The sequence below is a fragment of the Agrobacterium sp. SOY23 genome, from assembly GCF_027212525.1.
In the GTDB taxonomy this organism is placed as follows: Bacteria; Pseudomonadota; Alphaproteobacteria; order Rhizobiales; family Rhizobiaceae; genus Agrobacterium; species Agrobacterium tumefaciens_I.
In genome coordinates this window covers 410186-432956 of the sequence record NZ_JAPWDT010000002.1, presented here as the reverse complement: position 1 = coordinate 432956, position 22771 = coordinate 410186, and the positions used below count along the sequence as shown (strand labels likewise).

Here is a 22771-nt window from a genome sequence, read left to right as displayed (position 1 = left end):
GAAAACAGACGTATCAGGCCGCCCGGTTCAATCGAGCGGAACCGGCCGCAGACCCCTGTTCCATCTGGAACCGCTGTACCAGATCGAGCAGCGCTTCCACTTCGCCGGAAAGCACCCGGCTGGCGGCGCTCGACTGCTCGGCAAGCGCTGCATTCTGCTGCGTCATCTGGTCCATCTGGTTGACGGAGCCGTTGACATTGTGAAGCGCGGAGGACTGGTCCTGCGTTGCCGTCGCGATGGTTTCGACATGCTGGCTGACGGTCACGATCTGCCGGCTGATGGCGGAAAGAACCGTGCCCGCCTCCTGCACCAGTTTCGAGCCGGAGCTGACTTCATGGGTCGACTGATTGATGAGCTGCTTGATTTCACGGGCCGCGTCGGCGGAGCGCTGGGCAAGCTCGCGTACTTCCTGCGCCACGACGGCAAAGCCCTTGCCAGCCTCTCCCGCACGCGCCGCCTCGATGCCGGCATTGAGCGCAAGAAGGTTGGTCTGGAAGGCGATATCGTCGATGACCTCGATGATCTGCTCGATCTTGCGCGAAGCGTCTTCGATGCGACCCATGGCGTCGACGGCATTGCTGACGACCGAACCGGAACTGTCGGCGCTCTGCTTGGTGGCCCGCACGGCCTCATTGGCCTCACGCGCCCGCTCGGCAGACGATCTGACGGTTGCGGTGATTTCTTCGACAGCGGCGGCGGTCTCCTCCAGCGAAGCGGCCTGATTTTCGGTGCGCTTCGACAGATCGACGGACGACTGTTCGATTTCAAGACCGCTATGCTGGATGACGAGCGTGCGCTCACGAATCTGTCCCAGCGCATCGCGCAGGTTGAGCAGGGATTCGTTGAAATCCGTGCGCAGCCGGTCAAGGCGACCGGAGAAGGGTGTCTCGATCGTGCGGCTCAGATCACCGCGTGAAAGCCTGCCGAGGCCGGAGGCAATCTCGCCCACCGCAAACTCGATCTGGCTGTCCAGTTCACGCTTTTCGGTATCGTTGCGGTAACGTTCGGACTCGGCCGCGGAGCGTTCCTCAGCACTTTTGCCCTCGATCGCCAGCTTCTCAACCGCATTTTCACGGAAAATCACCAGAGCGCGGGCGATATTGCCGAATTCATTGACGTTGGTCGCATAGGGGATCGGTGTTTCGAGATTACCGTCCGAAAGAGATTTCACCGCGTCGGTCAGCTTGCTGAGCGGCTGAAGCGTGCGCTTGATGACGAAATAGGCGAGCAAGCCGACGCCAAGCATCGCAAGCGAACCGCACAGCAGCATCATATCGCGCAGGCTGTAAATCTGGGCATCATACACATCCATGGGCACGCCCACGAACAGGATGCCGACGGGTGCGCCGGTCTTGTTCGTGACAGGCATGTAACCGGTCATGTAGCTGGTGCCGAACAGCGTGGCGGTGCCAAAATAAGCCTCACCCTTGGAGACTTTTTCGAAAGCCGGATGATCGGTGGCAAGCTTGGTGCCCGCTGCTCTTTCACCCTTCTCGTTCTTCAGATTGGTGGTCAGTCGAATGAATTCGCCGGCCTTGGCTTCAAAAACCGTAGAGATACCGCCGTTACCGGCTGCGGTGCGGTCCACGAGATCATTGTCGCGCATCGTTCCGATGCTGGCGCGGCCCACACTTTTCAGGTCACCATCCACCATTTCGAGAGCAACGCCGCCGACCTTCATTTCGTAAAGGATGGCCATGTTGCGCATCGCGCCATGCGTATCACGCAGCGCGGTGGTGATGATGTTATCCTTCAAACGAATATAGGTCGAAAAACCAACTGCCGCCACGCTGAGCGTGATCAAACCGATCGTCAGCACGACGACCTTACCAGCAACGGACTTAAAGAGCCGGTTGTGCATGAAACAGTTCCCCAAAGCCAAACTTATAAAAAGTTCTAGTTGGCAACTGTTAAAAAAACGCGAAGTGCCGATGGCGCCTTTTAGGGGAGTGCAAAAGCCCAGCCGGCGTTTGACCGGCTTAAGGGGACGGGAGAACCCCGTCCACCATTAATGGATGTAACCGAGCCGGATGGCCTTGGCGATCGCCTGGATGCGATTGACGGAATCAAGCTTGATCGTCGCCGAGCCGAGATAGGCATTGACGGTGTGCACCGAAAGCCCGAGCTTCACCGCGATCTCTTCGCTGATACGACCATCTCCCGCCAGTTGCAGGCAGGCGATTTCCCTCTCGCTCAGGGCTTCCGAGGGAGCCGCCTTGCGTTCGTCGAGCGCCAGCATGTCCACCATGATCTCGCAGCATTTGATGTGCTGTTCAATCACGACCTCATTGTCGAGAACGAGGTTGGTGCCGCAGAAAACGATGTAGCCATTGCCGATGGTGCCGAGCCGCACCGGCAGCGCCAGCCCCGCATAGGGCAACGTGTCGTTCTCGATGCGGCGCAGGAGTGCAGGCACATCGGGAAGATCGGCAAAGCCGCCGGCATTCTTGTTGCGCCAGATGACCGGCAGGAGCGATGTCTCGATATGATCGAGAAGAATGTCGCCGACGGCGCGGATGAACTGCGCACTCTGCTCGGCGGCGTTCATGCCCCAGTTTTCCAGCTCGCAGGTCAGCTTCTTCTTGTTCGGGAAACCGGAAGCGGCAGCCTTCGTCACCACGAAATTGCGCGCGCCGACCAGCTTCTGCATGGCGACGAGCTTCGGAAACAGGTCCGACCGGCTCGTCACGACAGGGCTGCGGTAAAACATGCCCGTTTGACCTGAACCCTCATTGTCTTTCGTCTGTACCATCCGTCCGACCATTATACCAGGTTGTTGCGCACGGCGTAGGCAATTGCCTCCGAGCGGGTTTTTGTGGCGGTTTTACGCATCACGCTTGTGATGTAATTATTGATCGTATTGCGTGAAATGCCAAGGATCATCGCAATTTCATCGCTTGTCTTGCCTTCCGCGATCCAGAACAGGCACTCGAGTTCGCGCTCGGTGAGATCGATATCGCGCACGGCCTTTGCTTCGCTGGCAATGCCGAAGCTGACGCAATAACCCGTCAGCAGGGCGATTTCACGCAGGCGCTCCGGTGAAGGAACCGCCTCTTCCGGAAACAGCAGCAGAAGCGAAAGACGGATACGACCCACGCAGAAGGAGAGCGCCGAATATTGCCTGTCGATGCCGTAGGGCACGGAAACATCGTCCGGAAGGAAAAGCAATCGCGGCTGCAGGAGCGAAAGGCATTTCTCCATTTCGCTCGACCGGTTCTGGCTGTTGGCGAGTTCAATGCCAAGCCTGCGGACCAGATCGAAAGGCCAGTCGGATGTGACGATGAATTTCAGCCCGGTTTCTTCGAGAAGATCGTCCCGCGCCAGCAGATAATGCGAGGCGCCGGCATAGGTTACGAGCAGATCCAGTGCGCCTGCAACGTTACCGGCAGCAGCCGTGGCTGCGACGTTTTTGGCAAGCTGATCGCGCGGCAAGGGCTTACCCATGCCCTCCATAGGCTTGGCAGATAGCCTGCGGATATCAACATCGACTTTCAATCGCCTACGCCCTCTTGCTCCCAGCGGGAGATTATACATCGGGATGGAATCATTCCATTCAAGAAGCTTACCAAAATGGGATGGCGCGCCCCCGGAGACCGAATCATTTCATTTTATGGAACCGACCGGAATTTGCCATTACCTGACAACAGCCTTTCCACGTATTTCCTTGTTCGTCTATTGCTAAAAAAACATACTGAAAAGCTGTTCAATCCATAAACGGCATTCTCAGCCAATTCCCAGCAAACTGTATCGTTGCTGAATTTTTTGTAAACACTGTCCCGAAACGAGATTGCCACGATGTGCCCGCCAAGCATAGCAAAAACCCCAAAAACAGAAAAAAGGCCGGGTAAAACCGGCCTTTTTGTCATTATGCTGCTTTTTCGATCGCCCATTTGCGCAGGATCTTGGCGGCTCGCTCCTCGCTGATTTCCACCATGCGGGAGAGCCTGCGTTCCGGTCCTTCGCGAACCCGGCGGTTGAATGTGCCCTCGCTGTCGCCGCCCGCCAGAAGATCGTCGGTGCTGTCGAAGCCGAAGTCCGCCCCGAAACCTTCCATGAGACCGCCCGCGCCCGCATCCATGCCGGGAGAGAAGTCCGGCAGTTCCAGACCGGCGGCTTCCTGGCTGAGCTGACCCGCAGCCGCGCCATTGCCGGTAACCGTGCGAACCAGAGGACGTACACCGAGCCAGACGACGAGGAAGGCAACAGCGACGAAGGCGAGCGAGTTGATGATGCCTGCCGAATTGCGGCTCAGCACTTCCATGATGCCCGGTCCGCTGGCAGCCTCGTCAAGCAGCTGCGTTTCCAGGAAGTCCATCGCCGTCAGCGTGACCATGTCGCCGCGATCGGAAGAAATGCCCGCCGCCGAGGTGACGATCTTCTGCATTTCCGCGAGATAGGCATCGACCTTGGCCTGATCGGCGGGTTCGCCAACCATCTTGGCAATGCGACCCTTGTTGACGACCACGGCAACCGAGATCTTCTCGACGGTATAGCCGTTCTTGACCGTGGCGACCGTCTTGGAATTGATCTCGTAGTTGGTCTGCTCTTCCTTCTTGGCCGACTGGTCGGAAGACTGCGGACCGCCACCGCCGCCCTGAGGCGCGGCCTGCGGCACGTTCTGCTCCACCGTCGCGGCCGTGTCGGGCTGCGTTTCCTGGGATTTCTGGTCTTCCTTCACCGTGCGAACGGAACGCTCCACACGCGATTCCGGATCATAGACGGTTTCCTGGATCTGGCGGCTGTCGGTATTGATCTGCGCCGTCACGCTGGAGCGGAAATTGTCCATGCCGAGGAAAGGTGCCAGCGCCTTGTCGATATTGGTTTCGATTTCCTGCTGAACGTTCTGCGCCAGCGTCAGCGAACGGTTCATTGCCGCGTTGGTGACGTCGTCACCGGAAGCCAGAAGCTGGCCGGTCGAATCGAGCAGCGTCACGTCATCGACTTCGAGGCCGGGAACGGCCGAGGCAACAAGGTGACGAATGGAGGCGGAGGCCTTGCGGCCGGCGGAGGCGCTCGCGCGGATCATGACCGATGCGGTGGGCTTCTGTTCGCCGCGGCGGAAATTGCCGACATCCGGCATGACGATATGGACACGTGCGGCCGCAATCCCGTCGATCTGCTGGATGGAGCGGCCGATCTCACCCTCGAGGGCGCGAACGCGCGTCACTTCCTGCATGAAGGAGGTCAGGCCAAGCGAACCGACATTGTCGAAAAGTTCATAACCGGCATTGGCGCTGTCGGGCAAGCCACGTTCGGCCAGAAGCAGCCGCGCCTTGCTGGTGAGGCCAACGGGAACCTGAAGGCTGGAACCATCGGTCCCCACCTGAAAGTCCAGACCCGATTCGGCGAGCGCAATGCTGATCTTGTTGAGGTCGCTTTTTTCAAGACCCACATAGAGGGTCTCGTAAGCAGGACGGTTCACATAAAGCGCTGCTGCGAGGATAATGGCCATGGACAGAACGCCCACGCCGCCCAGCATCAGCAGCCGTGTCTGGCCCAGAGACGCGACATTCTTCAAGACCTGAGGGATTTGATTTAACAGATTCATTCTGTTCCGCACCGTCATTCATAGAGTCCGAGACCTTTTGGCCCCGTAGTGACAATAGGGTGCGAAGCTTGCGCGAGCGTTGCCTTCCTCCGCATCCCGCGAAGGAAAGGAACATCGGCGGAAATGCGGTCTAGAACAGGTCGAAGTCGCCGGAAGCCTTGTCGAGCGGCTGGGAATGGCCATGGCGGAAGGCCGCGCCGAGCGCCTTCTGCATTTCCGCAAGCTTGACGAGGCTGAGCGCGGTGGAGACATCCACGAACCAGTCCGCGGGGATGGAGCCGGTGATGGTATCGATGAATTCGGCAAGGCCGCGGGTTTTCTGGACCGCGAGATCGATGCCCTGCAACAGCTTGACGCCTTCGCTCGACAATTGACCGCTGGTCACTTCGAGCAGCTGCGGCTCGATGCGTTCGATGAGATAGGCGACATCGTGCAGCTCCGATACCACCCGCATCAGAACATCCGGCAGGGCTTCTTCGAACGGAGTGGTGGCGGTGTGCTCTGCAAGCTGCATTGGAAACTCCGTGACTAGAAAAATTCGATATCGCTGGCGACGGGTTTGGGAGCCGGCACCGGACGTGTTTCCATGGCGACCGTCTTCTGGGTTTCCGCGCCGCTGAGCGGATGCTGACGCGCACGGCCCGAGACCGGCCAGAATTCGATCTTGCGGCCATGTTCCCCGCCCGTGGAGGAACTTATGACCGGAATGCCTTCGTCCTTCAGAAACTTCATGGCGAAGATGGCATTCTGCTCACCGACATTGGAAAAGCTCGCAATCGTCTTCGCACCGCCGAAAATCTTGGCTTCCAGCCGGTCGCGCCGCGCCCCCTGTTTCAAGAGGCCGTTGATCAGGAGTTCCATGAGATGCACGCCGTAACGCGTCGCATCTCCGCCGGTCACATTGCCCGTTCCCGGCAAGAGGAAGTGGTTCATCCCTCCCAGGCCGGCAACGGGGTCTCGCAGACAGGCGGCCACGCACGAACCGAGTATCGTCGTCAGAACCACATCGGGATCACCAACGACCTTATACTCGCCCTGAATGATATGTACGCGCTTGGCCGCAGCTTCAATCATTTCAGCGATCCGAAAACCGCTTCGATGGCCGCGCGCATCTTGTCGATGGTGAAGGGCTTGGCCAGCACGTTGTTGGCGCCGAGCTGGGCGGCCTTCTGCACCAGCGCGCGGTCGCCCTGCGCGGTGAGGATAATGAAGGCGGCCTTCTTGGTGGTCGGGTTCGCCCGCACGGCGTGCAGGAAACCGAGGCCGTCCATCTTCGGCATGTTGAAGTCGGAGATGACGAGATGATGGGGCTGCTGCTCCATGATCTTCATTCCCTGCTCGCCGTCGCCGGCGGCGGTGATCTGCTTGAAGCCGAGCTGTGTCAGCGCATCGCTGAGGAGCAGCCGGCTGGTCACCTGATCGTCAACGATCAGAACTTTGATCTTTTCTGCGAGAGACATTAGTCAGCACCTTCTTTGCGGGCAGTGGTTAGTTTCAGGATTTCTTCGCCGATGGAGGCCAGGGGCAGTTGCTGTTCGACCGCGCCCAGCTCATAGGCCACGCGGGGCATGCCATAGACGACACATGTTTTTTCGTTCTGGCCGACGGTGCGGGCACCGGCATGGCGCATTTTCAAAAGCCCAGCAGCGCCATCGCGACCCATGCCGGTGAGAATGACACCAACGGCATTGCGTCCGGCAAGCTCGGCCACCGAATCGAACAGCACATCGACCGAGGGGCGATGGCCATTGACGGGATCACGATCCAGAAGCCGGCAGCAGGGAGCGGACCGGTTGGCGATCTGCAGATGACGCTCACCACCCGGCGCGAGGTAGATCTTGCCGGTCTGCAGGCGCGCGCCGTCCGTCGCCTCTTCCACCACGGGAGCGCAGATGCGGTTCAGCCGCTCGGCAAAGCTCTTGGTGAAGGTCGGCGGCATATGCTGTGTGATGACGGTCGGCGGGCAATTGGCGGGGAACTTCTGCAGTACCGCGATCAGTGCTTCGACGCCGCCCGTGGAGGAGCCGATGGCCACGACCTTGCGGCCTGCCCGATATTCGCTCATCGGAACCGGCTGCGGCGCGGCAGCGGCTTCCGGCCGGGCTGCGCGGTATGCGGCGTGTTGCGAGCGGGCGGCGGCCTTCACCTTGTCGGCCAGATCGCCAAAGGGGCGCGCATCGCCCGGCGCCGGCTTGCCGACACAGTCGAAAGCGCCGATTTCAAGCGCGGCCAGCGAGGCATCCGCGCCGCGATGGGTGAGCGACGAGACCATGATCACCGGCATGGGCCGCAGGCGCATGATCTTTTCGAGGAATTCGAGACCGTTCATCTCCGGCATCTCGATGTCGAGCGTCACGACATCGGGATTGAGCTGCTTGATGGCGGCGCGTGCTTCCATGGCGTTGCCGGCCTGCCCGACCACCTCGACCTCCGGATCAGCCTTGAGGACGGCCGAAATCAGGCCGCGCATGGTGGGGCTGTCATCGACGACGAGTACCCGTGCGAGTGCGCTCATGCCTTCCTCCCGGATGCGTGGCCAATGAAGCGGTAGGTGGTGATGCCCGTATTGTCGAACAGGTTCTTGGCATCACCGGACACACGTTCGGAATGGCCGATATAGAGGTGTCCACCTTCCGGCAGCAGCCCGGCGAAACGCGACCAGATGCGCATCTGCGTCGGCTCATCGAAATAGATGACGACGTTGCGGCAGAAAATGACGTCGAAATTGCCCTTGAAGGGCCACTGCGTCATCAGGTTCAGCTCGTTGAAGGTGATGAGCCGCTTGACCTTGTCGTCAATGCGGAACTTGCGGCGACCGCCGGCATCGACCTCCGTGAACCATTGCTTGCGCATGGCGGGAGACACGGTTTCGAGCGCATTGTCGTCGTAAACGCCGGCGCGGGCCTGCGCCAGGATCTTCGGATCGATATCCGTCGCCAGAATCTTGAAATCGTAATCGGCCGCATTCGGGAACATGGCGAGCACGGTGAGCGCAATCGAATAGGGTTCCTGCCCGTCGGAACAGGCGGCCGACCAGATGCGGACACGCCCGCCGCTCTTTGCCCGTGCGATGAGGCCCGGCAGGACCTCGTCACGCAGATGTTCGAAATGATGGTTCTCGCGGAAGAACCGCGTGAAATTCGTCGTCAGGTGCGACAGCATTTCCCGCCGCGCCTGCGAACCGTCGGGTGAGGACACCAATGCGCAATATTCGCGGAAGCCCGAAAGGCCGAGATTGCGGATATGCTTCGACAGGCGGGAATAGACCAGCGACGCCTTGGTGTCGTTGAGATAGATGCCCGCATCCGCATAGATCATCGCCGCGATTTCCGAGAGATCGCGTCTCGTCAGCGGATATTCACCGCTGGCAAGAACCTCGTCGGGAGACTGGCGCTGGTCGCTGAAATTAAGTGCTGCCATGGATGATCCGCTTTCAACCTGTCGCCGCAAGCGACATTTCCTGCTTCAGGGGCTGTCCGCGCGAGGCGCTGACAATGGCATCGACATCCAGAATGAGAGCGACGCGCCCGTCGCCGAGGATGGTGGCGGCGGCAATGCCCTGAACATGGGTATAGTTGGCTTCCAACGATTTGATGACGACCTGACGCTGGCCCTGGATGGCATCAACCATCAGCGCACGCTGGCCGCCGCCTTCCGATTCCACCAGAAGGGCGACACCTTCCACCGGATCGGCCTGGGTCGGGCGGAAGTTCAGGACACGACCGACATCGACCAGCGGGCAGAAGGAATTGCGGATGGAGATCAGCCGCTGGTTGGCGCCGAAGGAATGAATGTTCTTCGCTTCCGGCTGCAGGGTTTCGACGATTGCCGTCAGCGGGACAACCAGCGTCTGGCCGGCAACGGTCACCACCATGCCGTCGAGAACGGCAAGCGTCAGCGGCAGGCTCATGGTGAAGGTCGAGCCGAGACCGGGACGCGAGGAGATGCTGATGCGGCCGCCAAGCGCCTGAATGGAGCGCTTGACCACATCCATGCCGACGCCGCGGCCGGAAATGTCGGAAATCTTGTCCGCCGTGGAGAAGCCCGGCGCGAAGATCAGGTTATCGATCTCCTCATCGGTCAGGTTCGCATCGGCGGCGATCAGGTCGTTGTCGATGGCCTTCTGGCGTACGCGCTCGCGGTTGATGCCGGCGCCATCGTCCTGAAGCTCGATGAGGATGCGGCCCGAACGGTGCTTGGCCGAAAGCTTGATCGTGCCTTCCGGGTTCTTGCCCGCGGCTTCGCGCTTTTCCGGCGTTTCGATGCCGTGGTCGACCGCATTGCGGATCATATGCGTCAGCGGTTCGGCCAGCTTGTCGATGACCGTCTTGTCGACTTCGGTGTTCTCACCTTCGGTGACGAGGCGAATCTGCTTGCCGATCATGTCGGCGACTTCGCGGACGATACGCGACATGCGCTGGAAGACCGGCTTCACCGGCTGCGCGCGGATCGCCATGACGCTGTCCTGAATTTCGCGCGTCAGCTGCTGCAGTTCGTCGAGGCCCATATTGACGGCGGAGGTGCCGCTCGCATCGTTTTCGATGACACTCTGCGACAGCATCGCCTGATTGATGACGAGCTCACCGACGAGGTTGATCAGGCGGTCGACGCGATCGAGATCGACGCGAATGGTCTGGCCGGCGCTCGCATTGGCGGCCGCATTGGCATTTGCCTGCGCGGCTGCGGGTGCGGCCGCCGCCTCGCGCTTTTCAATGGCGGCATTGACGCTCTGGGCGATCTGCGTCGTCGCGACGGCCGCCTCGACGGCTGCTGCAACAAAGGGTTCTTCCACCATAGCTGCTTCGACGGCGGGCTGTTCTTCCGGTCCGTTATCGAGAGCAGACAGATCGAACGGAACCGGGATCATCGGAAGTTCTTCTTCCACGGCAGCATCCGAAACAATCGGGGTGATTTCCAGATCGCAATCCCATTCGGCGAATTCGAAGACGCTGCGGATTCCTTCCTCACCCTTGTCGGTCTTGATCGAAACCGTCCAGGAGAAATAGGAGGCTTCCGGATCGAGCTTGTCGAGTGAAGGCAGTTCCGACGTATCGCAATTGATGCTCATCTCGCCGATGCGCGAAAGATCGCGCAGGAGAAGGGCCGCCTCGTTGCCTTTCGAATAAAGCGACGCGTGCGGCTTGAACGTGATCTGGAAGGACGGCGCTTCCATCAATGGCGTGGTTTCGTCGGCAAAATCCGAGAAGGAGAACGGGATCGGCTCGAAGCCGCTTTCATCCGTCGGCTTGGCCTTGACGGGTTCCGGCGCTTTCACGGCGACAGGAGCCGGCGCGGATGCCGGAACGGCTTCGCCGTTGGCCAACGCTTCCAGTTCCTTGACGAGGCCACGGGTGCGGCTTTCATCGACGCTGCCGCCGTCTCTTGCGGCATTGGTCAGGTCTGCCAGCACATCGGCGGAGCGCAGCATGACTTTGAGAACATCCTGCGTCGGCTCCAGCTTGTTGGAGCGAACGCAGTCGAGGGTCGTTTCAAAAACGTGGGCGAAGGCCACGAGATCATCGAGACCGAAGGCACCGGCCCCGCCCTTGATGGAATGAACGGCACGGAAAACGGCGTTGACGGTTTCCGGATCACGGTCGCCGTCATTCAATTTAAGAAGCCCCGATTCCAGTTCAGCGAGCTGCTCCTCGCATTCCTGGAAAAAGATTTCCTTGATTTCGTTCATATCCATCGTGAAATGTCCCGTATCAGGCGGTTACGCGTTCAATGGCATCGATGAGTTTGGCGGGGTCGAACGGCTTGACGATCCAGCCGGTCGCACCGGCCTGGCGGGCACGGTTCTTCTTTTCCGCATCACTTTCGGTCGTCAGGACGAGGATCGGGATCGCGCGGTACTTCTCGTTGCGCCGCACGCCCTCGATGAAGCCGAAACCGTCGAGACGGGGCATGTTGATGTCCGTCACGATGACATCGGGATTGCTCTGTTCCAGCACTTCGAGGCCTTCGATGCCGTCTTCGGCCTGAATGGTTTCAAAACCGGCATTGTTGAGGGTGACTAGGAGCATGTTCCTGATCGTCCGGGAATCATCCACGGTGAGAACTTTTTTCTTCACTTTTGCATCTCCTTCAGGAGCAAATGATCGATATCGACGCCTATCAGTTTCATGGTCTTGTCGAATGCATCGGACACGCTGGCAAAACCGAACCGCTTGCCGTCCTCCTCCCAGGATTTCGCGCCGGCCATGAGGACCTGGGCGCAAAGGGCTCCGATACGCTCCACCTCGGACGCATCGACCGACAAGGGTGCTCCTCTCAGCGTCATCAGCTTGCCGTGCAGCGCCGATGCTTCGTTGAGATCCAGCACCGGTGACAGTTTCAGCGTCGCCTCAGCTGCTTTTCTGGCTGCCATTACATGACTCCCTGACGTCTGAATTGTTGGTAATCCTGGCTGCTATCCGTGCGGTTATCCCCACGGGCCATAAATGATGAGTGCTGCCGATCCGCACCGGCGGCCGCAGCGAAATGTTCCTGACGGGCAATACGGAATTCGCGAACGGTGCGGCCGAGTTCCAGAATGACGGTGTGAAGCGCATCGGCTTCGGAAGCGCTGGCGCCCATATCTTTCGCATTCCGGCCGACCTGCCGCTGCTGTTCGTCGATATCGGCGGCGACGGATTGCAATTCGCCGGCATGATCGGCGGTATGCCGGGAGACTTCGGCGATCATGTCGTTGATGCCTGACACCTGCCGGACCACCCCGCCGATGGCCTCCTGCGTACGGTTGACCATGCGCACGCCGCCCTCGACCTGCGTTTTGGTGGAGCCGACGAGGCTCTTGATTTCTCTTGCCGCATCGGCGGAACGCTGGGCAAGCGCGCGGACCTCCTGCGCGACGACGGCGAAACCGCGTCCGCTTTCCCCCGCCCGCGCCGCCTCGATGCCGGCATTGAGGGCGAGAAGGTTCGTCTGGAAAGCGATCTCGTCGATGGTGCCGATGATCTTGCCGATCTGCTCGGCCGATTGCTCGATGTCCGACATGGCGTCGATCGCCTCGCCGATTGCCCTGCCGCTTTCGACGGCCGCGTCGCGGGCGCTGGAAACCGCCTTTTCCGTCGCCGATATGCGGGCGCCGTTTTCCGCCACATGCGCAATCATCGCCTGAAGCGCGCGGGACGTTTCGGTAAGGGCTTCGGCCTGCTGGCGGGAACGCTCGGCAATGGAGCGGCCGATATCGGCAAAACGCGCGCTCAGCGCCTCGGCCTCACCTACACCGTTCTGGGCAGATATCAGCGATGCACCGATCGTCTCGAGCGCCGTATTGAAGGTGACCGCAACGTCCCGATAGGCTTCGGGCACGTCATTGCCGATGCGGGCCTGCAAATTGCCTGCGGCAAAGGCTGTCAGTGCCGTGCCTAGCAGATTTGCCGCTTCGGAGCGGTCATTGTCACGCTGTTCCTGGAGTTCGCGGCCGTGGCGCAGGCGCAGTTCGTTGAAGCGCAGCGACACGGCGATCTCGGTATCGACCATCACCAGACGGACGACATTCTTCACGGCTTCCGCCAGCTCGCGGTTTTTCCTGCGGTTGCCCGGCAGGATGGAGCGCGGTGCGTGTTCGGCCACCAGCCCGCCGACAAGATGTTCCAGAACGACCGCGTGGCTGGCGATCTGCCAGCGCGGATCGAGGCCCATGCGGCTGGCATTATCGGAAAGAACCTTCACCCGCTCGGCATAAAGCGCATCGAAACGCGCATCCGTCAGCACACTCCAGTGCGAGGATTGCAGATCGTGCAGACGATCAAGCTGGTTTTCGCTTTCAAAGGACGGGGAACAGTCCGGCATGGACTGGAAACGGGTCATCACGTCGCGCAGGCCGGCCTTGACGTAAGGCTCCAGCATGCCGCGATAACTGCGCAGGAAATCGGATTGCGTCTCATCGAGGCCAGCAAAACGCAACCGTCCCGACAGGCTTCCGCCTGCCGATCTGCGCGCTTGATCTGATGGCAAATCCTGCCCCAACCGACGTCCCCAACAACATGACGGCCGGTAAAACCCGGCCAAATTGGCCAAGGTTCAGAACGTCAGCACCCTTTGGGGATTTTTGAACGAACATACCCATCGCGGACGATGCGGCATCGACGCTTGCCAGACTTTCCTGAACCAAGAAACGAAAATACCGGATCGGCCCCGGTACGGCAGTGCGGCGTCATGCCTGGAAGGGGAGAGAACCCCATTCCGCCGTGGAAATACTACCAATCTTTATGGTTAATTCCTTGCTTGAAAGTTAAGAAACCTGTCCGCCCGCGTCAAACGGTAAAATTTGTAAAAGCTTTTAGCCGTTACCGCCCTCACTTTGCCGCAAACTGGCAAAAGCGAAAAGGAATCGGACCCTTCAGGCGGTTTTTCCGGCCCGTGCGCTGGACAAGCGCGTGCGCCTTCCCCTAAAACAAATCAACAGGATATTCGCTCAACGGTGATGCTTTAAAGAGACCTTTTCGATCAAGGAGATGCCAACTTGCCAAGGATGGAGAAAAGCCGCAGTTCAAGGCACCATCCGCAAGTGTTGATCGGCCTCGTGGTTGCCAGCCTGCTCGTCATGATTGGCTTCCAGGCTCCATCCGGCGTCAAGGCCCTTTCCAAGACCAGCCGCCTGGAGCGATTGCAGACCGTCGATCTCAGCCGTTCCCTTTCCCTTCGCGAAAAGGATTGCGGTAGCGGTAACGACTATGCCTGCAAGACCGGCCTTGCCACCTCAGGGCTTCGGCCCGACGAGTTCCCCTCTTCGACCCTCGACATCACCGACAGTGCCAAGGCCTTGCTTGTCGCTGTTGCCATCGTGCCACAAGCTTTCCGAGACTTTGCCAGCGTGGTTCCACGCGCGCCTCCGCATATTATGTATTAGTCATTCCGGCGGTCCTCATCATTCGGTTCACCATGAGCCTTGAGGGATCGGAGTCGTCGGAAACCCGCCGTAGGCTCCCATTTCAGAGAAAACCGCCGCCGCATATGACACTTGCAACCATTCTTCCATTTATTGTCGCATTGCCCTTCGTCGGCGCATTCCTGACGGCTTTCATGCCGCGCGAGGGTGCGGCCGCCGGACCGGCCTCCGTCGCAGGCGCCGTGGCCCTTTTTGGCCTCGCCAGCAGCATCTTTCTTTATACGACCATCAGCGACGGCGGCGTGCTGAAATATGATGCGGAGTGGCTGCCCCAGCTCGGACTGAATTTTACCCTGCGGCTGGATGGTTTCGCCTGGATTTTCGCGATGCTCATCACCGGCATCGGTCTGCTGGTGGTGCTCTACGCACGCTATTACATGTCGGCGGAAGATCCGATTCCTCGGTTTTTCGCCTTCTTTCTCGCCTTCATGGGTTCGATGCTCGGCGTTGTCTTGTCCGGCAACGTGATCCTGCTGTCGATCTTCTGGGAGATGACCAGCATCTTCTCATTCCTGCTGATCGGCTACTGGCATCAGAATGCCGGCGCGCGCGACGGCGCCCGCATGGCGCTGACCGTGACCGGCATCGGCGGTTTCAGCCTTTTGGCCGGACTTCTGATCCTCGGCCACATGGCGGGAAGCTATGATCTCGACAGGATCATCGAGGCCGGCGCCGCCATTCGCGCCCATCCGCTTTATGTGCCGGCGCTCATCCTCATTCTTGGCGGCGCGCTGACGAAGAGCGCGCAGTTTCCGTTCCATTTCTGGCTGCCCAACGCCATGGCGGCGCCCACACCCGTTTCCGCCTATCTGCATTCCGCAACCATGGTGAAGGCCGGGGTTTTCCTGCTCGCGCGGTTCTGGCCGGTTCTAGCAGGTACGCCGGAATGGTTCTGGCTGGTTGGCGTAGCGGGTATCATAACCCTTTTGCTCGGCGCCTATTTCGCCATGTTCCAGCAGGATCTGAAGGGGCTTCTGGCCTATTCGACCATCAGCCACCTCGGGCTCATCACCACGCTGCTCAGCCTCGGCAGCCCGCTGGCGGCGGTGGCGGCCATCTTCCACATGGTCAACCACGCCACCTTCAAGGCATCGCTTTTCATGGCGGCCGGCATCATCGACCATGAGACCGGCACCCGCGACATGCGGCGCTTAAGCGGGCTTTATACTTATATGCCCGCGACCGCGACGCTTGCCATGGCGGCGAGCGCGGCAATGGCCGGGGTGCCGCTGTTCAACGGCTTCCTCTCCAAGGAAATGTTCTTTGCCGAGGCGGTCGAGACCCACGCGGACTCTCTTCTGGACCGGGCTCTGCCCTATGTCGCGACGCTGTCGGGCGCCTTCGCCGTCGCCTATTCGCTGCGCTTCATCCACACGGTCTTCTTCGGGCCGAAGCCCGTCGATCTGCCGAACCCGCATCCACACGAGCCGCCGCGCTGGATGCGTTTTCCGATCGAGTTCCTCGTCTTCGCCTGCCTGATCGTCGGCATCGTTCCGAGCCTTTCGATCGGCCCGTTCCTGCATTCGGCCGTGCTGTCCGTGCTCGGCGCGCAGACACCCGTCTACAGCCTGTCGATTTGGCACGGTTTCAACCTGCCGCTGATCATGAGTATCGTGGCGCTGATCGGTGGTGTGACGATCTATGCCCTGCTCGGTGGTTATTTCTCGCGCTGCGATGACGGTCCGCCGGTCTTCCGGCATTTGCGGGGCCAGCGCATCTTCGAGCGCATTCTCGTCACCGTGTCCTGGAAATGGGCGCGGTGGCTGGAAAGCAGGCTCGGCACGCGGCGTCTGCAGCCGCAGCTGAGGCTTCTCATCCTCGTGGCGCTTCTTGCCGGTTTCTCGCCTCTGTTCCTTTCGGAATTCTCCCTGTCGCTGCCGCGCGTGACGACCTTCGATCCGATCTTCGCCATCCTGTGGCTGATCGGCATGATTGCCGCCATGGGCGCCGCCTGGCAGGCGAAATATCACCGGCTTGCCGCCCTCGTCATGCTCGGCGTTTCCGGGCTTGTCACCTGCCTCACCTTCGTCTGGCTTTCCGCGCCGGATCTCGCCATCACCCAGCTTCTGGTGGAAATCGTCACCACGGTTCTCATCCTGCTTGGTCTCCGGTGGCTGCCGAAACGCTTCGAAAAGGTCGACAGCAGCGATGAGTTGCCGGCGCAGCTTCGCCGCGCCCGGGACTTCCTGCTGGCCGCTGCCAGCGGTATCGGCATGTCCGTTATCGCCTATGCCGTGATGACGCTGCCGGTGCCGAACGCGATTGCGACCTATTTCCTGGAGCGCGCCTATACCGAAGGCGGCGGCACCAATGTCGTCAACGTCATCCTGGTCGATTTCCGCGGCTTCGACACCTTCGGCGAAATTGCGGTGCTGGCCATCGTGGCGCTCACCGTCTTCGCGCTGCTGCGCCGTTTCCGTCCCGCGCATGAAAGCATCGGTTTGCCAGAACAGCAGCAGATGCAGAACGCCTTCGATGCCGAACGGCCGGACCGCAGCAATGGCGATACGGTGCGCGACTATCTCTATGTGCCGTCGATCGTGATGCAGTGGATGTTCCCGGTCATCATCACCTTCTCGATCTTCCTGTTCATGCGCGGCCACGATATGCCCGGCGGCGGTTTTGCGGCCGGCATCACCATGGCCATCGGCTTCCTGCTGCAATATCTCGCCGGCGGCGCGCGCTGGGCGGAAGACCGCATCCGCATCCTGCCGCTGCGGTGGATGGGCTTCGGCCTACTGATGGCGGCGGCCACCGGTATCGGCTCCTGGTATTTCGGCTACCCGTTCCTGACCTCCTATTTCCAATATACGGAGATACCCTATATCGGCAAAATGCCGACGGCATCCGCCCTGCTGTTCGATCTCGGCGTCTTCTCGCTGGTCGTCGGCTCCACCGTTCTGATCCTGATAGCACTGGCACACCAATCGTTGCGTAACTACCGCGTTCGCACGCCTGACGCCGCAAAAGCGGAGGACGTGTAATGGAACTCATTCTTGCAATCGGCATTGGCATCATGACCGGTTCGGGCGTCTGGCTGGTGCTGCGCCCGCGTACCTATCAGGTCATCGTCGGACTTTCGCTGCTGTCCTATGCCGTCAATCTCTTCATCTTCGGCGTCGGCGGCATCAAGACCAATGCACCGCCGGTGTTGGTGAACGGCGTTGACAGCTCCACGCTGGCCGACCCCGTGCCGCAGGCGCTGGTGCTGACGGCAATCGTCATCGGCTTTGCCACCACCGCACTTTTCCTCGTCGTGCTGCTTGCCGCCCGCGGCCTCACCGGCACCGACCATGTGGACGGGAGGGAGACGAAATGATGTCGTTCCCCTTCCACATCGTCATCGCCCCCATTCTGCTGCCACTGATCACCGCCGCCCTGCTGCTGTTCTTCGACGAGCGCCAGCGCGTCGCAAAGGCCGCCATCAGCTTCACCTCCACCGTGCTGTTGCTGGTGGTCGCGATCCTGCTGTTCCGCGAGGTGAACTCGACGGTGAATACCGAGATCGCGGCCGTGGTCTCGAGCGGTGTCTATCTGCTCGGCAACTGGCCGGCACCCTTCGGCATCGTGCTCGTGGCAGACCGCCTGTCCGGCCTGATGGTGCTTTTGACCGCGCTGCTCGCCATTCCCTCACTGATCTATTCGATGGCGAAATGGCACAAGTCCGGCGCGCATTTCCATTCGCTGTTCCAGATGATGCTGATGGGCGTCAATGGCGCCTTCCTGACCGGTGACCTCTTCAATCTCTTCGTTTTCTTCGAAGTGATGCTCGCTGCCTCCTATGGCCTGCTGCTGCATGGCTCTGGCCAGCAGCGCGTGAAGGCCGGGTTGCATTACATCGCCATCAACCTCGTTGCGGCGCTGTTCTTCCTGATCGGCGTCAGCCTCATCTATGGCGTCACCGGTACGCTCAACATGGGTGATCTTGCCCACCGCATCGAGGGCCTCAACCCCGACCAGCGCATGCTGCTGGAAACCGGCTCGGCCATCCTCGGTATCGCATTTCTGGTGAAGGCCGGCATGTGGCCGCTGAATTTCTGGCTGCCTTCCGCCTATGGCGCGGCTTCCGCACCCGTTGGTGGGCTGTTCGCGATCATGAGCAAGGTCGGCATTTATGTCATCGCCCGCCTGTCCTTCCTGCTCTTCGGGCAGACGGCAGGCGAATCCGCGGGCTTCGGCCATGACGCCCTGCTGGTCGGCGGCATCGCCACCATCATCTTCGGGGCCATCGGGGTTCTGGCGTCGCAGGCGTTAGGGCGGTTGGCCGGTTTTTCCGTTCTGGTATCGTCGGGAACGCTTCTCGCCGCCATGGGCACCGGCAATCCGACGGTCGCGGCCGGCGCGCTCTATTACATGGTCAGCTCCACCCTCACCATCAGCGCCTTCTTCATGCTGATCGAACTTGTCGAACGCGGGCAGGATGCCGGCGCGAACGTTCTTGCCGTGACCATGGAAGCTTATGGTGAAGGCGACGAGGAAGAAGAGGAGGAAGAAGTCGGCGTAACCATGCCCGCCACCATGGCGGTGCTCGGTGCCTGTTTTGCCGCCTGCGGCATTCTTCTGGCCGGCCTGCCGCCGCTTTCGGGTTTCATCGCCAAATTCTCGATGCTGACCGCCATTCTCAATCCTTCCGGGCTCGGTGCCAATGACAGCGTTTCCACGCTCTCCTGGTGGATCGTCTTCCTGATCGTCTTTTCCGGCTTCGCTTCGCTGATCTCGATGACCCGCGCCGGCATCCGCACCTTCTGGGCCTCCATCGAAGGAACGGTGCCGCGTGTTCTCGTCATCGAAATCGCGCCCATCATGCTGCTGCTCGGGCTGACGCTCGCCATGACCGTGCAGGCGGGACCGGTGATGCGTTACATGCAGGAGACGGCGCGTATTCTCGACCTGCCCGCAAGTTATATTCAGGGTGTCATTTCCGCGCCACGAGCGGGCGGCAATCCGGAGGCAGAGCCATGATGAGGCGTCTCCTCCCCTACCCGCTTCTGACGGTCTCGCTGATCCTCTTCTGGCTGACGATCAACAGCTTTTCGCCGGGGCACCTGCTGCTCGGCACCTGTGTCGCCCTCATCGCCTCCTGGGCGATGGCGTCGCTTCGGCCGGCCAAGCCGCGCATCCGCAACTGGCACAGGCTGGTGCAGCTGATCCTGATCGTGCTTTACGATATTGTCCGGTCCAATCTCTCAGTCGCGAAGATCATCCTGTTCCAGCGCGAAAGAAACCGCAAATCCGGCTTCCTGGCGGTGCCGCTCGAGATTCGCGATCCCATGGCGCTTGCCGTTCTGGCGACGATCCTGACCTCGACGCCGGGCAGCGCATGGCTCGAATATAATTCCAGCCAGGGCACGCTGCTGCTTCACGTTCTGGACGATGTGGATGAGGCGGCGTGGATAAGCCTCATCAAGAACCGATATGAAAAACTGCTGATGGAGATATTCGAATGAGTTCGATTATCCTTTTCTGGTCCTTTTCGCTGGCGCAGCTGATGCTCGCCATCGCCATGGCGATCTCGGTCTACCGCATCGCCATCGGCCCGCGCGCGCAGGACCGCGTGCTGGGCGTGGATACGCTTTATGTCAACGCCATGCTGCTTCTTCTGACCTTCGGCCTGCGCACCGGCAACGACATCTATTTCGAAGCGTCGCTGCTCATCGCCATCCTCGGCTTCGTCTCCACCGTCGCCCTTTCCAAATTCATGATGCGTGGCGAGGTGATCGAATGAACAATGCTGCAGAATTTCCGCTCTGGGCCGCCACTCTCGTGGCCTTCTTCGTGCTCCTGGGCGCTTCGCTGACGCTGATCGGCACCATCGGCTTTGCCAGGCTCAACAGCTTCTATGAGCGCCTGCATGCGCCGACGCTGGGCACCAGCTGGGGCACCGGTGGCATCGTCATGGCCTCGATCATCTATTTCTCCGTCTCCGGCGACCGCTTCGCCTTCCACGAAATCTTCATCGGCATCTTCATGACGGTGACGACGCCGGTTTCCCTGATGCTGCTGGGGCGCGCGGCGCTTTATCGGGACCGGGCGGAGCAGAATACGGATAATCGGGAGCATCTTTAGGCTAAATATCCGGAGGATGAGGCGTGGGACCAGCAACGTTATTCGATAAGTCCTTCATAGAAATGCTCAGCGTCGATCAAGCGGCAATGTTCGACCTCATGTTTTCGACGGTGATCTCGCCAATATTCTACGTCGAAGTTCTCGCTGATTTGGAGAAAGACGACCCGAAAACTCGGACGCGCGAAAAGGTAGTCGCCGACGTCGCTAAGAAGACCCCTGTCATTCACTCTTATCCGAACGTGTCGCATCAAACGCTTTGTTTAAACGAGTTGCTAGGCTTTCCAGTAGAGCAGCGCGGATTCCCGACGATCCACGGCGGAAAGCCTGTTATGCACAAGGGTAAGCTTGCACTGGTGAAGGAGCAGTCCGATGAGTCGAAAGCGTTCGACCGTTGGCAGGCGGAACGCTTCCATGACGTCGAGCGAGAGTTCGCGAAGGACTGGCGCGCTGCGCTCAAGGATTTCGACAACGGCGCGCTGGCGACGCTCACCAAAAAGTCTTTGCAGATCGAAGATTCACCGAAGAACCACGAGCACGCTTTGGAGATCGCAAGGGATGTCCTCACCCGCGACGGACAGCATTTTCTCAACCTCAAGCTTGGTTACCATTTTTTGGGCCTTGATCCGAACCTTTGGCGCATCGTTGAAGCAAGATGGAAGGCTAAGGGGCACCAATCAATCCCGGACTACGCCCCGTATTTTACGCACTGCCTGACAGTAGACATCTTCTTCAATCTCCTCATGACAAAGAGGATTATTTCGCCCGACAGGCCAAGCAATCGCACGGATGTAGCGTACCTCTACTACCTGCCTTTCTCGACGCTGTTCGTATCGGAGGACAGACTCCACCGCCGGATAGCCCCGCTCTTCATGCGGAAGGATCAGTTCATGGTTCAAGGCGCAGAACTAAAGGCGGACCTAATAAAGCTTGATGAGTACTTCTCCGCAGTGCCCGAGGAAGAGCTAAAAAAGGGCCTATTCAGGGTCGCCTCCAGCCCGCCTAACGACGACGCTTATCTAACTACGCGTCTATGGAGGCAGTGCGGTCTCTCGACGGCCCCGAACCCCCCTGTGACTGAGCAAGCGAAATATACGGGGCTCATCAGCCAGATGAAAGAGGTTATCGCGTTAGCGAAGCACGCCCCACAACGCTCGTTCAGCCGGTCCGAACTCAAGAACGCTGACCATCAAATGATTCGGCGTATGATCCCGAGAGAATGGGGGAAATGGACTATCATACCGCCCGACGTGGAAGGCTTCGACGAATAGACCGCTTCTAGCTAATCGCGACGCTTTCTTTCTCGGGTGAATTTGGCCAACAACAACTATAAATTTTTTAAGCGAAAGCTGGAGACTTCACGAACGCAATTCAGTCAACATTCAAACTGAAGTAATTTATTTTCGAGGAAATAATGGTGCCCGGAGGCGGATTTGAACCACCGACACGCGGATTTTCAATCCGCTGCTCTACCAACTGAGCTATCCGGGCACTTCAGGTCCTTGAAGAACCTCCGCTTTTGGCGGTCAGGGCTGTTTGGCGCCCCGAAAGTGAGCGGGGTTATAACATCTTGTTCGGACATGGCAAGCGCCATCGCGAAGTTTTTTGACAGTTTTTTCACGGTGCCTGTGGATGGCTGAAATGTGTGCCCTGCAAAGGCCGGATTGCAAGGGAAAATCCGCTATCGGGCATCCGCCGGGCCTCACGCATCCGCCCGCAGCCGGGTGCGGGCAAGACCGATCCGGGCGAACGGGCGCCCGCGTCGGTGGCGGCTATGCCCCTTCGCTGCGCCGGATGGCGAGGCCAAGCGCGAACGGCACCACGGCCACCAGCGCTGCCATGACGGGCGAGGACGCGAAGATGCGGCTGGCGAGCGAGGTGACGGCGACGGAGCGCACCACGGTCATCAGGCGGGAGTTCTCGCGGTCGCGTTCATGCTGCGGCTGTGCGGGCCTGTGGCGGGAATGCCGGGCGGCCTCCAGCCGTTTGACATCGCGGCGGATCCTGTCGACCTCTTTGCGAAGTTCATCCAGTTCGGCGCACAGCTTCGGGTCGATGGCATCGGCAGCACGCGTTCTCTTTGATGCGGGTTTTTCCGCCTGTGCTTCCGCAGCCCTTGCCTCAGCCTCTTCGTCCAGTTCGGCCAGATGGTCATCGAGGTCCGAGGGCTTGTCGAAACCGTGGGATCGCAGTGGTGCTTTCATCGCTGTCTCCTGAGGCGTGCTGATTGCGTGGCTGTGGGCGTTTTGCCCGGTCACGCT

At 60.0% G+C, this 22771-nt stretch carries 22 protein-coding genes and 1 tRNA gene; 8 read left to right on the top strand and 15 right to left on the bottom strand.

The annotated features are described in order from the left end of the window. Positions 1-13: 13 nt before the first annotated feature. From O3S81_RS07295 to O3S81_RS07235, 13 genes are all read right to left on the bottom strand, one after another. Positions 14-1861, bottom strand: coding sequence for a methyl-accepting chemotaxis protein (locus O3S81_RS07295; RefSeq protein WP_269341924.1), 1848 nt, complete (start codon positions 1859-1861; stop codon positions 14-16). A gap of 147 nt (positions 1862-2008) precedes the next feature. Continuing rightward, positions 2009-2710 carry a transcriptional regulator VisR gene (gene visR / locus O3S81_RS07290; RefSeq protein WP_003522758.1) on the bottom strand — a complete coding sequence of 234 codons (702 nt, stop codon included), beginning with the start codon at positions 2708-2710 and terminating at the stop codon, positions 2009-2011. Between the two features lie 53 nt (positions 2711-2763). Further along, positions 2764-3495 (bottom strand): transcriptional regulator VisN, encoded by a 732-nt coding sequence (gene visN, locus O3S81_RS07285; protein ID WP_269341923.1) that lies wholly within the window; start codon positions 3493-3495, stop codon positions 2764-2766. A 370-nt stretch (positions 3496-3865) separates the two neighbouring features. Next, entirely contained in the window at positions 3866-5548 is a 1683-nt protein-coding gene (gene fliF, locus O3S81_RS07280) for a flagellar basal-body MS-ring/collar protein FliF (RefSeq protein ID WP_269341922.1), read from the bottom strand. A 130-nt stretch (positions 5549-5678) separates the two neighbouring features. Continuing rightward, positions 5679-6062 carry a chemotaxis protein CheT gene (gene cheT, locus O3S81_RS07275; RefSeq protein ID WP_269341921.1) on the bottom strand — a complete coding sequence of 128 codons (384 nt, stop codon included), beginning with the start codon at positions 6060-6062 and terminating at the stop codon, positions 5679-5681. A gap of 14 nt (positions 6063-6076) precedes the next feature. Beyond that, positions 6077-6622: a chemoreceptor glutamine deamidase CheD gene (cheD, locus tag O3S81_RS07270; RefSeq protein WP_269341919.1), complete on the bottom strand. Its 546-nt coding sequence runs from the start codon at positions 6620-6622 to the stop codon at positions 6077-6079. Beyond that, the gene (cheY2, locus tag O3S81_RS07265; protein WP_003503467.1) at positions 6619-7008 is read right to left on the bottom strand and encodes a chemotaxis response regulator CheY2; all 390 of its coding nucleotides are present in this window, start codon (positions 7006-7008) and stop codon (positions 6619-6621) included. Before cheY2 ends, cheD begins: the two co-directional genes overlap by 4 nt. Continuing rightward, entirely contained in the window at positions 7008-8063 is a 1056-nt protein-coding gene (gene cheB, locus O3S81_RS07260) for a protein-glutamate O-methylesterase CheB (protein ID WP_080826306.1), read from the bottom strand. Before cheB ends, cheY2 begins: the two co-directional genes overlap by 1 nt. Then, the gene (gene cheR, locus O3S81_RS07255; RefSeq protein ID WP_269341916.1) at positions 8060-8968 is read right to left on the bottom strand and encodes a protein-glutamate O-methyltransferase CheR; all 909 of its coding nucleotides are present in this window, start codon (positions 8966-8968) and stop codon (positions 8060-8062) included. Before cheR ends, cheB begins: the two co-directional genes overlap by 4 nt. A gap of 13 nt (positions 8969-8981) precedes the next feature. After that, positions 8982-11240 carry a chemotaxis protein CheA gene (locus O3S81_RS07250; RefSeq protein ID WP_269341914.1) on the bottom strand — a complete coding sequence of 753 codons (2259 nt, stop codon included), beginning with the start codon at positions 11238-11240 and terminating at the stop codon, positions 8982-8984. A 16-nt stretch (positions 11241-11256) separates the two neighbouring features. Beyond that, positions 11257-11622, bottom strand: coding sequence for a chemotaxis response regulator CheY1 (gene cheY1, locus O3S81_RS07245; RefSeq protein ID WP_003493773.1), 366 nt, complete (start codon positions 11620-11622; stop codon positions 11257-11259). Next, positions 11619-11918, bottom strand: a complete 300-nt coding sequence (locus tag O3S81_RS07240) for an STAS domain-containing protein (RefSeq protein WP_004439868.1) — start codon at positions 11916-11918, stop codon at positions 11619-11621. Before O3S81_RS07240 ends, cheY1 begins: the two co-directional genes overlap by 4 nt. Continuing rightward, a complete protein-coding gene (locus O3S81_RS07235; RefSeq protein ID WP_269341908.1) occupies positions 11918-13513 on the bottom strand; it encodes a globin-coupled sensor protein in 1596 nt (531 codons plus the stop codon). Before O3S81_RS07235 ends, O3S81_RS07240 begins: the two co-directional genes overlap by 1 nt. 517 nt (positions 13514-14030) lie before the next feature. Here O3S81_RS07235 and O3S81_RS07230 point away from each other — a divergent pair. The 8 genes from O3S81_RS07230 to O3S81_RS07195 all read left to right on the top strand — a co-directional run bounded on the left by O3S81_RS07230 (position 14031) and on the right by O3S81_RS07195 (position 21781). Next, positions 14031-14408 (top strand): hypothetical protein, encoded by a 378-nt coding sequence (locus O3S81_RS07230; RefSeq protein WP_269342422.1) that lies wholly within the window; start codon positions 14031-14033, stop codon positions 14406-14408. Positions 14409-14512: 104 nt separating this feature from the next. Beyond that, positions 14513-17431: a monovalent cation/H+ antiporter subunit A gene (locus tag O3S81_RS07225; RefSeq protein WP_269341906.1), complete on the top strand. Its 2919-nt coding sequence runs from the start codon at positions 14513-14515 to the stop codon at positions 17429-17431. Beyond that, positions 17431-17766 (top strand): Na+/H+ antiporter subunit C, encoded by a 336-nt coding sequence (locus O3S81_RS07220; RefSeq protein WP_020810384.1) that lies wholly within the window; start codon positions 17431-17433, stop codon positions 17764-17766. The genes O3S81_RS07225 and O3S81_RS07220 overlap by 1 nt, the downstream gene beginning before the upstream one ends. Continuing rightward, a complete protein-coding gene (locus O3S81_RS07215) occupies positions 17763-19409 on the top strand; it encodes a monovalent cation/H+ antiporter subunit D (protein ID WP_269341902.1) in 1647 nt (548 codons plus the stop codon). The genes O3S81_RS07220 and O3S81_RS07215 overlap by 4 nt, the downstream gene beginning before the upstream one ends. After that, positions 19406-19894: a Na+/H+ antiporter subunit E gene (locus tag O3S81_RS07210; RefSeq protein ID WP_269341899.1), complete on the top strand. Its 489-nt coding sequence runs from the start codon at positions 19406-19408 to the stop codon at positions 19892-19894. The genes O3S81_RS07215 and O3S81_RS07210 overlap by 4 nt, the downstream gene beginning before the upstream one ends. Further along, a complete protein-coding gene (locus O3S81_RS07205) occupies positions 19891-20172 on the top strand; it encodes a K+/H+ antiporter subunit F (RefSeq protein WP_046800546.1) in 282 nt (93 codons plus the stop codon). Before O3S81_RS07210 ends, O3S81_RS07205 begins: the two co-directional genes overlap by 4 nt. After that, on the top strand, positions 20169-20513 hold the full coding sequence (gene mnhG, locus O3S81_RS07200) for a monovalent cation/H(+) antiporter subunit G (RefSeq protein WP_269341895.1): 345 nt from the start codon (positions 20169-20171) through the stop codon (positions 20511-20513). The genes O3S81_RS07205 and mnhG overlap by 4 nt, the downstream gene beginning before the upstream one ends. A gap of 23 nt (positions 20514-20536) precedes the next feature. Continuing rightward, entirely contained in the window at positions 20537-21781 is a 1245-nt protein-coding gene (locus O3S81_RS07195) for a hypothetical protein (protein WP_269341893.1), read from the top strand. Positions 21782-21925: 144 nt separating this feature from the next. On the opposite strand, the gene O3S81_RS07190 is transcribed toward O3S81_RS07195, so the two are convergent. Both O3S81_RS07190 and O3S81_RS07185 read right to left on the bottom strand, forming a co-directional pair. Then, positions 21926-22001, bottom strand: a tRNA-Phe gene (locus tag O3S81_RS07190). 281 nt (positions 22002-22282) lie between these two features. Next, complete coding sequence (locus tag O3S81_RS07185) at positions 22283-22714, bottom strand: hypothetical protein (RefSeq protein WP_269341891.1); 432 nt, start codon at positions 22712-22714, stop codon at positions 22283-22285. Positions 22715-22771 lie beyond the last annotated feature (57 nt).

What these genes read in the sequence shown, in the direction of transcription:
- visR (WP_003522758.1), bottom strand. Translation starts at nt 2,710, where the DNA reads ATGTTTTACCGCAGCCCTGTCGTGACGAGCCGGTCGGACCTGTTTCCG.
- O3S81_RS07210 (WP_269341899.1), top strand. Translation starts at nt 19,406, where the DNA reads ATGATGAGGCGTCTCCTCCCCTACCCGCTTCTGACGGTCTCGCTGATC.
- O3S81_RS07295 (WP_269341924.1), bottom strand. Translation starts at nt 1,861, where the DNA reads ATGCACAACCGGCTCTTTAAGTCCGTTGCTGGTAAGGTCGTCGTGCTG.
- fliF (WP_269341922.1), bottom strand. Translation starts at nt 5,548, where the DNA reads ATGAATCTGTTAAATCAAATCCCTCAGGTCTTGAAGAATGTCGCGTCT.
- cheY2 (WP_003503467.1), bottom strand. Translation starts at nt 7,008, where the DNA reads ATGTCTCTCGCAGAAAAGATCAAAGTTCTGATCGTTGACGATCAGGTG.
- O3S81_RS07250 (WP_269341914.1), bottom strand. Translation starts at nt 11,240, where the DNA reads ATGGATATGAACGAAATCAAGGAAATCTTTTTCCAGGAATGCGAGGAG.
- O3S81_RS07230 (WP_269342422.1), top strand. Translation starts at nt 14,031, where the DNA reads ATGGAGAAAAGCCGCAGTTCAAGGCACCATCCGCAAGTGTTGATCGGC.
- O3S81_RS07220 (WP_020810384.1), top strand. Translation starts at nt 17,431, where the DNA reads ATGGAACTCATTCTTGCAATCGGCATTGGCATCATGACCGGTTCGGGC.
- cheT (WP_269341921.1), bottom strand. Translation starts at nt 6,062, where the DNA reads ATGCAGCTTGCAGAGCACACCGCCACCACTCCGTTCGAAGAAGCCCTG.
- cheD (WP_269341919.1), bottom strand. Translation starts at nt 6,622, where the DNA reads ATGATTGAAGCTGCGGCCAAGCGCGTACATATCATTCAGGGCGAGTAT.
- mnhG (WP_269341895.1), top strand. Translation starts at nt 20,169, where the DNA reads ATGAACAATGCTGCAGAATTTCCGCTCTGGGCCGCCACTCTCGTGGCC.
- cheB (WP_080826306.1), bottom strand. Translation starts at nt 8,063, where the DNA reads ATGAGCGCACTCGCACGGGTACTCGTCGTCGATGACAGCCCCACCATG.
- O3S81_RS07225 (WP_269341906.1), top strand. Translation starts at nt 14,513, where the DNA reads ATGACACTTGCAACCATTCTTCCATTTATTGTCGCATTGCCCTTCGTC.
- O3S81_RS07205 (WP_046800546.1), top strand. Translation starts at nt 19,891, where the DNA reads ATGAGTTCGATTATCCTTTTCTGGTCCTTTTCGCTGGCGCAGCTGATG.
- O3S81_RS07215 (WP_269341902.1), top strand. Translation starts at nt 17,763, where the DNA reads ATGATGTCGTTCCCCTTCCACATCGTCATCGCCCCCATTCTGCTGCCA.
- cheR (WP_269341916.1), bottom strand. Translation starts at nt 8,968, where the DNA reads ATGGCAGCACTTAATTTCAGCGACCAGCGCCAGTCTCCCGACGAGGTT.
- O3S81_RS07185 (WP_269341891.1), bottom strand. Translation starts at nt 22,714, where the DNA reads ATGAAAGCACCACTGCGATCCCACGGTTTCGACAAGCCCTCGGACCTC.
- O3S81_RS07240 (WP_004439868.1), bottom strand. Translation starts at nt 11,918, where the DNA reads ATGGCAGCCAGAAAAGCAGCTGAGGCGACGCTGAAACTGTCACCGGTG.